Origin of the sequence: Brevibacillus sp. NPDC058079 (assembly GCF_042885155.1) — a bacterium.
GTDB lineage: Bacteria > Bacillota > Bacilli > Brevibacillales > Brevibacillaceae > Brevibacillus.
The window spans coordinates 575,570-589,202 of the sequence record NZ_JBHVSO010000003.1; the positions used below are offsets into that span (position 1 = coordinate 575,570).

The window sequence follows — 13,633 nt, forward strand, 5'->3', positions numbered from 1 at the left end:
CACTCCTCATGTTCATCACCTATTCGGTAACTGTCCTCATCATAATGCACGAATCCTGACATCATGTTTGTCAGGATTAAAAAAACTCACCCTCTTATTTTACAGGAGGGTGAGTCCTTTTTCGAAATCGTTACTTTATGGATGCTTCTTCAATTTCTTTATACGCCCAATGACCAGGTACGACGTCCGGCCATCTTTGCGGGCTAGCTTGGTTCTCTGGCACGCGATTCAGCACGCGATTGAGAATCGTTACGGCTTCAGCACGAGTCAGCGCTTTCTCTGGCTGGAAGGTGCCGTCGGGATAACCTGTCATGTAGCCTTTTGCAACAACCGCTGCAATGATTGGAGATGACCAGTGATCTCCCCTCACATCAAAAAAGGCAGTGCCCCCTCCCGCACCTTGCAAGGCCTTATACTTATAGATAACCGCGGCTATTTCCGCTCGGGTAATGTTGGCCGATGGGCGGAATGTGCCATCTGAGTAGCCGCTCATCATACCCGCTGCACTTGCTTGATGAATCGGATTTACTGCCCAGTAGTTGTCGGCTACATCGAAGAACCTTCCTTTATTCGCAGAAGACTGGCTCACCATTTCAGCGTTCAGTAAAATGGCAGCCATCTCCGCACGTGTCACCGTGCGATCCGGTTGAAACGTTCCGTCAGGATAGCCATTGATATAGCCACGTTGGCTCTTACTTTTCTTATTGGTTACAGGGCGTTCTTCTTTCTTATCTGTAGAGCTGCCTCCAGTGAAAAAGCTGTTTGTCGGTGTGGTATAGGAATCTTTTTTACGGTCTTTGTCTCGATCCCGGTCTCTGTCTCGATCATCGTCATCCTCTAGATTTCTCCATGCCTTCTTCAAATCGTACAGGGCGTCGTCTACCTCCGACTGTCTGGCATGTGGATCGTTGATGACATCCCATGCATGTTCGAGTGCATCTTCCAAATCACGCCAGCTTGATCTGGTGTAGTCGTCTTCATCCAAGTCTTTGTCCTCGATCTCTTCCACTTTGGCTCTCAATTCTCTTTTATAAACCGCGTCATCTTGTCTCTTCAAATCTTGTCTCGCTTTGATCAGTTTCTCAAGGGCAACATCTACGACAATTTGGCTCGCATGCGAATCATCCAGCACAAAGTAAGCATTCCCTAGTCGATTCTGCAGCTCTTTCCAACTGGTCCTCGTGTAATCTTTTTCTTGCAGCTTTTCCACTGCAATTTCCTCTACTTTCGTTTGCAGTTTACTCTTGTCGACTGCACCTTCCTGCTTCTTCAGCCCTTCTCTTGCTATGACTAACACGGACAAGGCACCATCGATTTCTGCTTGAATGACGTTTGGCTTCGTCAGTACGGCTTTTGCAGCATCCAACGCATACACAAGCTTGCTCCAGCTGTCGGGCGTATATTTTTCCTGGATTAAATTCTCGGCGTTAATTTCATTGACTTTTCCTTGTAAGTGACGAAGATCTACAGTGGATTCTACCGCGGCAGGTGTTTCCTCTTCACTTGCTGCTTGGCTTACAGGCACGAATATGGATGCTTGGAAGATCAAGCAAAAGAGGCTAAAGAAAACAAGACTCATTACTGCTCTTGGAAAACGTCCCAATTCCCATCCTCCGTTCTTTACGATGACCCATTTGATCATCTTTTTCCAATCGTTGACATTATATGATGGAGACCGATAAGAGGATTCATATTTTTAGAGGCCAAGAAAAACAAAAAACCAAGTAGCCAATAGAGCAGCAACTTGGTTCTTCTTTTCTGGCGCTAAGCAGAAATAGGTTTTTCTGGGCGTTGCTTTGTCTTGCCGGAGAGCGAAAAATTCGTCCACATACGCAATAGTCGTTCCACTGGGCCATAACGGAACCGTTTGAGATACAGCGGGCTTAAGAAAAGCTGTCCCACATAAATCACGATCGCTAATCCGCAGCCAGCCAATACCCCGATCTTTCCGAACCATCCGAGTCCATAGCCATAGAAGATCGTCGTACAAATGACGGTTTGCAAAAGGTAATTCGTTAAGGAGAGTTTCCCCACGGCCTGAAACCTTGGCAGCCAAGTTGATTCCGTGCTTCTGGAAAAGAACCAAACAAAGGCGAAAATGTAACCGATGGCAAGAATGGTTCCCCCCGATATCTCACCGACGCCACTCCACCAATTTCCCGGCAGATACTCATGTAGCCCTTTTAACAAAAGTCCCGCTGGCAAGAAGATCAGCATGTTTCGGAAATACGAGGTTCGTTCTTCCTCTGGCTTCTCGAACCACCTGCGCTTCGCAGCATACATCCCAAAAAGGAACATGGGTGCGCTCATAAGCGGCGCGAGCAACAGTAAAGCAATCATCATGTATTCTGGCAATCCAAGCGGGTCTTCACTGCTTCTGTGATGCACGATCTCCTCGTACGTGCCCGCACCATAGACAGTCATGGTTTTGACGACATAAGTTTCCATACGGGCAGGATCGGTAATACTCGCAGGATCATTCGGATCATCTGGAGCAAGGCCCATTAAGCTGATGAGGCAGAGTAAGACAATCCCCCAAATGAGCAGTGTTTTCGGTTTACGGTTCATGAACAGCAACAGAAAGAAGCCCATCATGCCATAAAACCCCAAGATATCCCCTTCCCATAGGAAGTACGAATGAAGGAGACCAAGTCCGATCAGCATCAAAAATCTGCGGGCAAGGTAGCGTTTTTGCTTCAAACCTTTGGCGGCCAAGCTTTGCTGCATCTTGATCATGCCAAAACCAAACATGAAGGTAAAAATCGGCATAAAGCTGCCTTCCACAAATATTTTCACAAGCTTATAAGCTGTCATTTCATAATCGGGGAGGGCGTATAAATCCATTTCTTGGCTTCCCCAAATCCCATACTGGAAAATCAGCATATTCGCCATCAAAATTCCTACTAAACTAAATCCCCGCAAGCCATCGATGATTCGAACGCGGTTTTGCTGTAGCTCCATGACTATCACCTCAAGCCTGATTGTAACGAGCTAAGCTTAATGGCTTCTAAATCGCACCTTATCGTTTCCTTAATTTTACATCCATCATTGCTTGCGTATGGTGGACGGTCAGGAGAACTTCAACCGATCAAATATAGCGACAAATATTTTGGCGATGTTTCTGGCATCATCCATTCCACGATGACACTGCTTGTTACATTTCTTGTCTGCACCCAATATTGATCTCATCTGCACCCGATATTGATTTCTCTATTCTATGATATGGCTATCTTGTAAGAAGGAGTTATTGCGTATGAAATTGGTACAACGATGGGTAAGTATTTTTCTGTCAGCGGCGATACTATCAACCCTCGTCGCCTGTGGTGCGGCCGACGACAAGGGGCAGACTCAGCTCGCTACGACACAGGCGCCTGCAGGCAGTGTTCAGGAATTGTTCGGCAGTAGCTTGTTCGTAGGCGACTCCATTATCGGAGGACTGACGAACGATGACCTGATGCCTGAAGCGAACGTTATGGGGGGATTGGGCGCAACGGTCCAATCTACACTGGACAACGTCGAAGAGATCACGAGCCGCAAGCCGTCGCATGTGTTCCTGTCAATGGGGCAGAACGATCTCGGGGAACCGCTGGAGGAAGCGAAGAAGACATTTATACAGAAATACACTCGGCTGGTTGATCGTATAAGGGAACTCCTGCCGGCGGCCCGCGTCTACATGCTGTCGATTACGCCAGTAGATGCCACATCACCGTTCGGTGCGTCCATGAACCCGCAGATTGAAACATTCAACGCAGCCCTGCAGAAAATGGCGAAGGAGAAGGGAATCGACTACATTGACCTTGCACCCATTTTCCGGCAGCACAAGATTCAATACGATGAAGACGGCTCTCATTTCACGAACCCATTCTACCCCATCCTGCTGGGCTATTTGAAAGAGCGAACGGATTTGGCCAATCAGCCGCGCGGTCCGGCGGTCACCGATACGAACGAAGCCTACAAAGCAGCGTTCAGGCACAGTGTTTTCCTGGGGGATTCCATCCTGGGGGCGTTGTCCTATCTGAACAAAGTGGATACAGCGAATGTCATCGCCCCAAGCGGCGCGACGCTCTCTCTCGCTCTCATGAATGTCGAGAAACTCGCCAGCCGGGCACCGGAACATGTCTTCATTCTGTTGGGCAGCAATGACATTCGGTTGTCGGACAAGCAGGAATTCGTCGAGCGCTATCGCCAGCTGATCGACAGCATCCGGAACAAGCTGCCAAAGGCCAAGCTCCACATCCTGTCAATCCCGCCAGTCGCCGAGGAAACCCTGAAACAAGTGCCGCAGTATGCGAACATTACTGCCTTCAACCAAGCGCTTGAACAGTTGGCCGATGAAGTCAAAGTCGATTACGTGGACTTGTCACCCCTCTTCGCCGCCAACAAAATCCAATACGCGGACAACGGCGTTCACTTCAAACCGCATTTCTATCCGTTGCTCCTGGACTACTTGAAGGGACTTGTAAAGTAAGGAAATGGCCGGTTAGTTGGCAAGCGTCAAACAGCCCCCACCTTTTAACTAGGGTAGGGGCTGTGTATTTTAACATTTTACAAAGTGGTTCCTGTATCCTTCCGTGTTGATTTCCAAGGCATTTAGTTGTCCACCAGAATAGCCACACCCGCCATCTATTCCTATCCTCACCTATCCAGACAAAATCGGAAGGTGTTGTTTCTCGCCAATTCCTTGGACGAACTCCTGCGTGTACAAAAATATGTCCTTCATCTTCAAAGTAATAAGCTAAATGATTTATAAAATCAATTTCTTCTTTGCGCTCTACTTTGAGTGATCTTTTAACAAGCTCTATTTCGTTAAAAACTGAATCATCAACACCTTGAAGAAAACTTTCTATTGCGTCCATACCACCCATTTTATGTAGAAAAAACAAATCAAAGGAAGGGTTCCGAGAGTCTAAAAATTCAATCAAAGAATATTCATGATTCCCCATTAAAGCAATTGCATCTTCCTCTAATTTATTTTTTCCAGTAGCAGCTTACGTACATGAAAATATCCATGGATATCACCAATAATAAGCTTCCGTTTCATAGCTACCTCCTTCCTGCTTACTCTTATTATCACATATTCAGATTCTTTTTCCGAAAACTAGCAACAATTTTGTCGATCAAACGTACAACTCTTATAAGATACATAATTTAACAATGTAATCGAGGTGTTAACAAGCATGGAAGCATCAATCTCAATTGTCACCTACCGCCCTGAGTTGGCCGCAGCGGTCGCAGATATGTGGAATGCCAGCCGAGATAGCTGGGGAGGCGGAAATTCGATTACGACAGCCGAACAAATCAGACAAGAAGAAGCAGCCTCTGACGCTATCACTGTCTATCTCGCAATGGAAGGTGAAACGGTCGTTGGTTATTGCAGCCTGGCCGAATATCGGGAAGATACCGGTGCCCTCTATATCCCTTTGCTCAATGTACGTCCCGACTTTCACGGAAAAAAAGTCGGCCGGATGCTGCTTTCATGCGCACTGGAGAAAACGATTGAGCTCGACTGGCCGCGACTTGATCTGTATACGTGGGCAGGAAACACGAAGGCTGTTCCGTTGTATAAGAAGTTCGGTTTTTTCTGGGAAGACCGGGACGACGCCACCCATCTGATGAACATGATTCCTTCTGTGCTCCGTACCGAAGCGATCGCCCACTATTTTGAGGAGCTTGACTGGTATCAGGACTCCACTCGGGAGATCGTTGTAGAGCCGGATGGACGCAAGGAAAACGGCTTTGATTACTTCACATACTCCTGGGCAAAAGGAGAAAAGAGCTTGCGCGTGGAGTTTGAGCGGCGGGGTCGAGGCATGCGCCTCATCGAGACGGAGGATTATCTCGTGTCTGCCGAAGCGGAAAAGCTGGAGCTAGTCTTTGGACGGGAATATCAAATTCACTACCGGATCGTCAACAAATCAGGAAAGCCGTTACAGATTTCGTTAAACGGGCAACCGAGCGACACGATCCGCTTTGATTATCAACACGAGCTGGCTGTGACAGATGAAACGACGCTGTCAGCTACCTTTTTTGTCGATCCAATCACAGAAGAACAAAGCATCTGGCGCACTCATCCGCGTGTTTGTACCACCCTGCTGATCAACGGCAAGGCAGCGGTGTTCGAGGTGGGAATCCTTCCCAAGTTTCCTGCTACCCTTTCCTTGCATGTACCTGGCCTCTCCTATCCGGGACAAACAACGCTTTTTTATTTGGACGTGGAAAACAACTTTGCGGAAGAAGCGGAATTTTCATTCGAGCTGCCCGTTTGTTCATTTTTTGGCTTACAAGAGCAACGCCACACTTTGAAACTGGCTGGCAAAGAGCGCATTTCGCTTCCGCTTAACGCTGACCTGTATGAACACGGCTTTTACGAAGCCAACGTGCAGGTGGAGACAAAGCTCGCAGATGGCAGATCGGTTTCTTTTGCCAAAAAAATCGGAGCTGCCTTTACGGGGCTTGGTGCGATGGTGTCGGGAGAAACAGAACAGGCTTGGCAAGTTCACCATGGCCGCCATACGCTCTATTTGAACAAAGAAGATAATGAGATAACCGTTGTCGGCGGGACAGGTGGGGAGCCAACTAACTTCCTCTATCCCAAGCTCGGCAAACCGTTTTCCAGCGAGTTCTCGAAGAAGCGTGCCGAGAAAGTTGAGTTTATCGTGGAAAAGGGAGCAATCGGCATCCGTGCAACGTATCGCTCCGGGGCATACCCGCAAATTGCACTGGTTAGCAAAACGCTCCTGTTCGGGGATGGCACCGTAGAACACGGAATGGAGATAGAAAACCACTCTGCTGACAAGCTGACTACTGAGCTTTGGCTAAACCAAGGCTTTAGTCACAGTTTTCATCGCCCCATTGTGCCGTACCAAGGCCGTTATGTTGAAACACCATCCTCCTACGGCAGCGATATGGATTATTGGGATGCTGAGTTAGTCAGTGAAAACTGGCTGTTTACACAGGATGAAACGGCCCCATGGGGAATGTGCTGGCCTCCTGAATACCGTTTTGACATTCAAGGCTGGTACGTCACACTTGAAACCAATCTCGGCATGCTTGCTCCACATGAAAAAAAATCGTTCGGCACCTTCCACTTCTCGCATGGGGGCTATGCTGACTGGAAAGAGTTCCGTGCCTTTGCCCGTAAAGAACCTATGCCAGCAGACCTGCTCTTGACCTCTCACCTAGAGTTGAGTGCCAATGGGCAAAATCCGTTTGTCACAAGCAAGGAACTGGATGTACAGGTGAAAGAATACAAGCAGCAGTACTTGGACGGAGAACTGATGGCATCTCTTTTGAGCGAGTCAGCTTCCGAACAAACGCAGAGCTTTTCAGAGGATGAGGAAGAGACGGAATCTGGCTTCTCCTTCAAGACGCCAGAAAAACCATATGACCTCGTGCAAGTAGAGGGACGTTTTGCCACGCATGTGTCGCATTTGCAGAGCGCGATTTTCCCAATCGGTCAAGGCGAAGTCATACAGGAGCAAACAGTGGAAGAAGGACAGCAGGTCTATATCGCCGACAATGGACGATTGCGGATCAAAGCTGCTCCAGATTTTGCTCCGACGCTATACTCGCTTACAAGCAATGGGCAGGAGTGGCTGGACAGCGCATTCCCTGAACGGAAGCCGAAATCTTGGTGGAATCCATGGACAGGTGGAATCGGCAACTATATGGAGGAGTTAAGCGCGTTTTCACTGGTTAAAGAAGAGCGTACTGCTTCCTTTGTCGAGCTAATCGACAACAAGCAAAATGCGTGGCAGGGAATCAAGGTGAGCTACCATGTGAAAAAGCAGGAGAAGTATCGCGGGTTGACTTGCCATCAGTATTACTTACTGCTGCCAGGAGTACCTGTCCTCTGTCATACCGTAGCGATCGAGCAGAATACCGGAACGTACTTTGCTGGCAAGGAATTAGCCACTGACATCTTTTTGCAGCCAGGAACCGAGGACGAGGCGGTATGGCTGAAAACCATCGGTACGAATGGCGAGGAGCTCAGCTACAAGCTGGCACAAGGTGAATTGGATGTCCTTGAGGTATCCGATTATGTCCTCGGGCGAGCTTCCTGCAAGGATCAGATGCATATCGTTACTGACCTCGATACTGCGGACCTCCAAGTATACGCAAACAAGGAAGTGGCCGTAGCTTCTGTCATACGCGAACTGAATCTACCAAACAACAGCACTACCTTTACTCCGCCTGTCTTTTTCCTGTTTGCCGACAACACGCTTCCTTCCAATGCCTTGTCTGACTTACGGGCGATACGCTTTGCCAAATAAGGGAGGGCTTCCCAATGAAAATCATTGATGCGCACATGCATTTATCCCATATCGAGGAATTCAAGCGGACGGCGGCAGAAAAGTCGTTTGTCGATTACTCCGTCGCTGGTCTCTTGCAAGAATATGCCGAGAACGGCGTGGTCCTTGGGATAGGCATGGGCTTAACAGAGACTCAGCTAGACGGTTTCCCCGATGTGGAAGCTGTCACTCCCATGGGACTAGACCTGACAGACGAGTTGCCGCCACAGTTCGTCTATTGCCTGGGAATCAACCCGTTCAAGCTGGATGAAGCAGCAGTAGCACGCTTGGAAGCTGACCTGCAAAAGCCCAATGTGGTCGGGTTGAAAATCTATCTGGGCTACTATCCATTCTACGCCTATGATAGCGTCTACGATCCCGTCTATGCGCTCGCAGCCAAATACCAGGTACCTGTCGTCTTTCACACCGGCGATACGTACTCGGAGCGTGGGCTCTTAAAATACTCCCACCCTCTCACACTGGACGAGGTGGCAGTGAAGCATCGAGACGTCCATTTCATGATGGCCCATTTTGGCGATCCATGGGTACTCGATGGGGCAGAAGTCGTTTATAAAAACCGCAATATGTTTGCAGATCTCTCCGGCTTAATGGTCGGTGACGCAGCCAATTGCAAGCGACTCGCGGACTCCCCGCTCTTCTTCTCCCATCTGCGCCACGCGATCACCTATTGTGATCATTACGACAAGTTTTTGTTCGGAACGGACTGGCCGTTGGCGCCAGTGAAGCCGTATATCCAGTTTGTACAAGAGCTGATCCCAGCGGAGTATCACGAGGATGTGTTTTACAAGACAGCATTGAAGGTGTTTCCCAAAATCAAGCCGTTGGTTGAGTAGACGATACGAATCCCATGTCTCTTCCTCTCGAAGAAACATGGGATTTTTCATTTGTTCAATAAAACTTCTTCTATTTACGACAAAAACCGACAGTTTTCGTATTATGATAGAATATGCGAGTTTGCTTATACAACATCAGTAATGGACAACCATGACCCAAAGCTTTCGCTAGTACAGATAGAGCAAGACTAGGTTTCTACTTTAATGGGGGAGGACATGTTTCCTTGAAGAAAAAAATTGCCTGGGTTACAGACAGCACCGCACTCATCCCTGATCACATCATGGAAGAGCATGACATCTACGTCGTTCCACTGGAGATTATCTTTGAAGATGGCACTTTTGAAGACGGCATTGATTTAGCGCCTGAACAGCTTTATCAAAAAATTGTACAGGCTAGTTATGCTCCCAAAACGTCACAGCCTTCCTTAGGAAAATTTGTGACGCTCTACGAACGATTAAAGGAAGAGTATGAATGCGCGATTGCTGTCCACCTCTCCTCTGATCTGAGTGGGACCTACAATTCAAGTGCAACAGCAGCCAAGATGGTAGACTTCCCTGTCGAGCCGGTAGATTCCAAGCTGATGTCGTACCCGATTACCTCGATTATCTTAAACGGAATCGAGCAGGCCAAAGAAGGAAAAAGCTATCAGGAGATTGCGGCTTCCTTGCGCGAGGAATACAAAAAATTTGAGAACTATATCCTGGTTGGCAGTCTCGACCAGTTTTACAAGGGCGGCCGAATGACCGGTTTGCAATATTTCATCGGCAATCTGCTTCAGATCAAGCCGATTTTCCAAATTAAAGATGGGCTGTTTGAAGTATATGAAAAGGTTCGTACCGAAGGGAAAGCCGTCAAGCGCATGCTGGAACAGCTGGAGAAAGCCAAACAGAATTACACCGTGAAGCACGTGCAGATTTTGCATGGCAACGTTTTGGACAAAGCGCTGGAACTGAAAGAGAAAATTCAGAGCAAGTACTCCGATGTCGAGGTGTTGGTTGGACCGATCAGTTCTACGATTGGGGCACATGCTGGGATGGGGACGCTGGCGTTGGCTTGGCGGAATGAGTAAGAGTTAAATGGGGCAGTCTCACATGCTGATTTTTTTCGGCAAAGAGCTGCCCCCTTTGCCTTTCATTTTGGCACAATTTCCTCCGTCCGCACCTTTGCAATCCCTTGCCCATCCACTGTCAGGAATAACCCATTGGGCGCCAGTGCTTTTACGCAATGGGACTTCGTTGCTTTCCCAAATCTAAATTGGCAGAACTACATACCCCTGTCACCTCAGCGCCAAAATACTTGGCAAGCTGTACCGCGGATGTCCCTACCGATCCAGAAGCTCCGTAGATCAGCACTTTCTGTCCCTTTTGAAGCTTTCCTTTTCGAAAAAAATGCAAGGCGGTCGTTCCCCCAAAAGGAATCGCAGCGGCTTCTTCATGTGTTAAAAAGGGGTGGGTATAGCGATTATTTCATGAAGCAGAGTCGTGATCATCTGCTTTTTTCAAGTTACTCGCTACTCGGAATTGGACGATTTTCCTAATCAGATCATAAGGTAAGGGCTGATCGATCGGAAATTGCAATGTCCCTTTCGACTTGTGATATTCCTTCACTTCCTCTTCGAACTCCTCTATTCCGCCTGGCGATGGGTAAAAACCGATATGATTTTTGAAAGCAGCAAAATGCACCAGATTTCCATGGAGCGAAAAGGTCGGCATCTGGTAGCTGATCTTTTCCTTCGCATCCGGCGCCTCCTCCTTTATTACTCCTCTTAGCGTTTGCAGAATCTCCTGAACCTCAGGAGCAAACGTCGAAATATAATCATCGATGGACCCATACGTGATTTTGGTTTCTTTCATGGAGGAGATCTCCTTTCTCAATTCAGAGGGGAATGCCTTTATTATCTCCCAAACGTGCATGACACAAAAAAACACGCCGAGCTGGCGTGTTTTCGTTTTGGTGGCAAGGATGCTATTTCGATATACGTTTTCCAATAGCCTCCACGAGCTCCCTCGTTGTCTTGGGAAGATTGGATTTCAGAATGGAATTGATCATGGGGCCCTTCACACCATGGGCGGTGATATCCAGACACCCCGTCATTTTCGTCCGCGCCTCACCCATTGCCCTCGCTTTAAAGTAACCCTCTCCGGTAAAATTCCCGCTGATCCCTGTCAGGTTAAACCTCACCTCAGTTGGCGGAGTCCATTCGGTGATATCCACTTGCAGGCTGATCGTCTTCTTCATGATGCCGATATCGCCTGTAAACGTCCAAGCGACACGTCGTTCATTGATTACCTCGTGGCTGATGTAGCCAGGTACCAGTGGAACCCAATTCTCCACTATACTCACAAACTGCCATACCGACCCGATGGGCTGGTTCAGCTCCACATCATGTATTCCTTGAGGCATGATTTGCTCATTCCTTCCCCCAGTGTTCTTTGGTATCTTGTTATGTTTATTGTCGGAACACGGGAGATATTTCAGGAATATGGCGGGTTAATCCCACCAAAAATACCACACATCCTGTTTCATTAAATAATCGGCGTAATGCCCTAATGAAGGAAACTCATCCAAAACGTACTGACAAAAGATGAAATGCTCTTGTGCCAGCTTTAGGGCCTCCTGGTAGGTCTGCGGTCTTGAACCGGCTTGAAAAATCCAAGTATCCTCTGTCACAGCGAGAATCTTGATCCCATACGCCTCCTGCCAGTGCTTTACGATAACGGACTGATAAACAGGTAGTGGGCAGTCATTATAGCCGCCCATCGGGACCCACAACGGTGCTTCATAACCAGATGCTAGCGGCAATTCCATAACAATCAAGGAATCATCTTCTAACCGATCCTGCACCCATTTTTCACTTATGAGAAAGGACTCTATCTCTGTTTCACTGAGTTGTTCATTGATTAGCTCATGACCTTCCCATATAAGGGAATATGCCTTATAGATTTCTTCAAAGTTCTTCCCATCCAAATTTTTCAACTCGGATGAAATGTCTGTATACAAAAGTCGAGATTTTACAATTTGCCGAAAGACATCCTCTACTAATAAATGATGAACCTCCTCTAGCTGGTTATGTACATAATCAGAGAGTGATCCTTCTTCGTCCACAGCTTCTTCTATCATCTCTAGTATATTATAGCTAGGCAGGACCAAAATGCTGTGCTTATCTTCCTTTGTAGAAGGTACCGAGAAGTCTTCCCCAGCAACCACTTCTATGTCACATTCTTTTAGGTAATTTGACAACTCTTCTACCATCGTCACACCTCTTTTTTTGCATTTTTTCATACCGTATATCTTACCACATCTAACAGAAAAATCCTGCGTACCCTCTCTTGGATTCACTTTCGAGTTGGTCTTATTCTGGACGCAAATTCAAAATAAAACCTGCGTCTACCGCCGGAAAACACCACAAGCAGACCGTGAATGAGGAGTACAAGCGAAATCACTACGATGACGCCAAAGGAGAAAAGGATAAGAAATGGATAAAAAGCCGACTCCATTAAACTCTCTATCTGACCGATTGCACTCGAGGTGTACATGAAAAACCAAGTGAAATACAGCGCAAGAAATCGCTTGAATAAAGCAATTCCGGATGGCTTCCCGGAATCTTCGTTCACCAGTCTGAACCGCAAAATCGCCGATCCAATCGTCTTTCCATTCCATAAAATTGGAATGAAATAGAAGCAAAGCAGCATACCGAGCGAGGTACTGATCACCTCTGTCAGCCAGCCAACCGGAAGAAGAACGCCAAACAAATCCGACAAGAACTGAACTGCAATACTGTCGATCAACAACGCCAGCAATTGCGGTACAGGGAGGACGATATCACTCTCCATGACACTTTCTCTTTTCGCTTCTATGCTTTTATTGGACGGAAACAAAGCCAGTATGATCGGAGCAATGAAAAATCCAAATAAAACACCACTGCTGTTGAGTATAAGATCATCGACGTCGAACAGTCGATAGGGACAATTATAAATGCCATAAATCCCCGTTAATTGTGTGACCTCAAAGAAAAGCGACAACCCAAAACCAAGCCCCAAAGCCCGTTTCCAATATTCCCGCTTCTGGAAAAAGTACCGGAGATAAACGCCAAATGGGAGCAGTAGCAAAAAATTAAATGCGGCTTGCAAGAAAGCTCGTTCTGATATGAGTTGAATATAGCTGGATGGATGGGACCATACCATCGAAGTTTCCTTGAGAATATCACGGACAAAGGTAAAGGGAATCAGCGAATAATAAACCGTATTCTCTGCTTGCATCGCGCAAGTATCCCTCGTGTCTGGCAAAGGAAGCAGCACCAAAAACAAAGAGCAAAGCAAATAAAAAAGAAAGGAGGCGTTTAAAATGAACCTCCACCAACTAAAAAACCCATCTTTTCTATACGTGTAAATGAGCCAGGGAACAAACAATAAATAAGAACCTAGCATAAAAACAAGAAAAGCATATTGAATGGGAAATACGTACGATGACATGAGAGTACTCCTTTT

Annotated in this window: 11 protein-coding genes and 1 pseudogene; 4 read left to right on the plus strand and 8 right to left on the minus strand. The window is 47.2% G+C overall.

Annotation, left to right across the window (positions count from 1 at the left end):
• Positions 1-130: 130 nt before the first annotated feature.
• Together ACFVS2_RS12870 and ACFVS2_RS12875 are read right to left on the minus strand one after the other, a co-directional pair.
• Positions 131-1,603: an S-layer homology domain-containing protein gene (locus ACFVS2_RS12870; protein WP_390234402.1), complete on the minus strand. Its 1,473-nt coding sequence runs from the start codon at positions 1,601-1,603 to the stop codon at positions 131-133.
• A gap of 161 nt (positions 1,604-1,764) precedes the next feature.
• Positions 1,765-2,961 carry a DUF418 domain-containing protein gene (locus tag ACFVS2_RS12875; RefSeq protein ID WP_390234405.1) on the minus strand — a complete coding sequence of 399 codons (1,197 nt, stop codon included), beginning with the start codon at positions 2,959-2,961 and terminating at the stop codon, positions 1,765-1,767.
• A 292-nt stretch (positions 2,962-3,253) separates the two neighbouring features.
• Between ACFVS2_RS12875 and ACFVS2_RS12880 the strand changes: the two genes are divergently transcribed.
• Positions 3,254-4,468 carry a GDSL-type esterase/lipase family protein gene (locus ACFVS2_RS12880; RefSeq protein WP_390234407.1) on the plus strand — a complete coding sequence of 405 codons (1,215 nt, stop codon included), beginning with the start codon at positions 3,254-3,256 and terminating at the stop codon, positions 4,466-4,468.
• On the opposite strand, the gene ACFVS2_RS12885 is transcribed toward ACFVS2_RS12880, so the two are convergent.
• On the minus strand, positions 4,413-4,943 hold the full coding sequence (locus ACFVS2_RS12885; protein ID WP_390234409.1) for a hypothetical protein: 531 nt from the start codon (positions 4,941-4,943) through the stop codon (positions 4,413-4,415). The genes ACFVS2_RS12880 and ACFVS2_RS12885 overlap by 56 nt on opposite strands.
• A gap of 234 nt (positions 4,944-5,177) precedes the next feature.
• Here ACFVS2_RS12885 and ACFVS2_RS12890 point away from each other — a divergent pair, with 234 nt between their 5' ends.
• The 3 genes from ACFVS2_RS12890 to ACFVS2_RS12900 all read left to right on the plus strand — a co-directional run bounded on the left by ACFVS2_RS12890 (position 5,178) and on the right by ACFVS2_RS12900 (position 10,215).
• Positions 5,178-8,273, plus strand: a complete 3,096-nt coding sequence (locus ACFVS2_RS12890) for a GNAT family N-acetyltransferase (protein WP_390234410.1) — start codon at positions 5,178-5,180, stop codon at positions 8,271-8,273.
• 14 nt (positions 8,274-8,287) lie between these two features.
• Complete coding sequence (locus ACFVS2_RS12895) at positions 8,288-9,145, plus strand: amidohydrolase family protein (protein ID WP_390234412.1); 858 nt, start codon at positions 8,288-8,290, stop codon at positions 9,143-9,145.
• A 224-nt stretch (positions 9,146-9,369) separates the two neighbouring features.
• Positions 9,370-10,215 (plus strand): DegV family protein, encoded by an 846-nt coding sequence (locus ACFVS2_RS12900; protein WP_390234414.1) that lies wholly within the window; start codon positions 9,370-9,372, stop codon positions 10,213-10,215.
• A 74-nt stretch (positions 10,216-10,289) separates the two neighbouring features.
• Here the strand turns inward: ACFVS2_RS12900 and ACFVS2_RS12905 are convergent.
• From ACFVS2_RS12905 to ACFVS2_RS12925, 5 genes and pseudogenes are all read right to left on the minus strand, one after another.
• Positions 10,290-10,588 (minus strand): annotated as a pseudogene (locus ACFVS2_RS12905) (NAD(P)-dependent alcohol dehydrogenase); the annotation flags it as partial.
• A 24-nt stretch (positions 10,589-10,612) separates the two neighbouring features.
• Complete coding sequence (locus tag ACFVS2_RS12910) at positions 10,613-10,999, minus strand: iron chaperone (RefSeq protein WP_390234416.1); 387 nt, start codon at positions 10,997-10,999, stop codon at positions 10,613-10,615.
• A 112-nt stretch (positions 11,000-11,111) separates the two neighbouring features.
• On the minus strand, positions 11,112-11,549 hold the full coding sequence (locus ACFVS2_RS12915; protein ID WP_390234418.1) for an SRPBCC family protein: 438 nt from the start codon (positions 11,547-11,549) through the stop codon (positions 11,112-11,114).
• Positions 11,550-11,636: 87 nt separating this feature from the next.
• Positions 11,637-12,398 carry a DUF4253 domain-containing protein gene (locus ACFVS2_RS12920; protein WP_390234420.1) on the minus strand — a complete coding sequence of 254 codons (762 nt, stop codon included), beginning with the start codon at positions 12,396-12,398 and terminating at the stop codon, positions 11,637-11,639.
• An 83-nt stretch (positions 12,399-12,481) separates the two neighbouring features.
• A complete protein-coding gene (locus tag ACFVS2_RS12925; RefSeq protein ID WP_390234422.1) occupies positions 12,482-13,618 on the minus strand; it encodes a VanZ family protein in 1,137 nt (378 codons plus the stop codon).
• Positions 13,619-13,633: the final 15 nt, after the last annotated feature.

Bases quoted from the DNA above. Each gene is read 5' to 3' on its own strand.
- ACFVS2_RS12875 (WP_390234405.1), bottom strand. From the start codon at position 2,961: ATGGAGCTACAGCAAAACCGCGTTCGAATCATCGATGGCTTGCGGGGA.
- ACFVS2_RS12880 (WP_390234407.1), top strand. From the start codon at position 3,254: ATGAAATTGGTACAACGATGGGTAAGTATTTTTCTGTCAGCGGCGATA.
- ACFVS2_RS12885 (WP_390234409.1), bottom strand. From the start codon at position 4,943: ATGGGGAATCATGAATATTCTTTGATTGAATTTTTAGACTCTCGGAAC.
- ACFVS2_RS12890 (WP_390234410.1), top strand. From the start codon at position 5,178: ATGGAAGCATCAATCTCAATTGTCACCTACCGCCCTGAGTTGGCCGCA.
- ACFVS2_RS12895 (WP_390234412.1), top strand. From the start codon at position 8,288: ATGAAAATCATTGATGCGCACATGCATTTATCCCATATCGAGGAATTC.
- ACFVS2_RS12910 (WP_390234416.1), bottom strand. From the start codon at position 10,999: ATGAAAGAAACCAAAATCACGTATGGGTCCATCGATGATTATATTTCG.
- ACFVS2_RS12915 (WP_390234418.1), bottom strand. From the start codon at position 11,549: ATGCCTCAAGGAATACATGATGTGGAGCTGAACCAGCCCATCGGGTCG.
- ACFVS2_RS12920 (WP_390234420.1), bottom strand. From the start codon at position 12,398: ATGGTAGAAGAGTTGTCAAATTACCTAAAAGAATGTGACATAGAAGTG.
- ACFVS2_RS12925 (WP_390234422.1), bottom strand. From the start codon at position 13,618: ATGTCATCGTACGTATTTCCCATTCAATATGCTTTTCTTGTTTTTATG.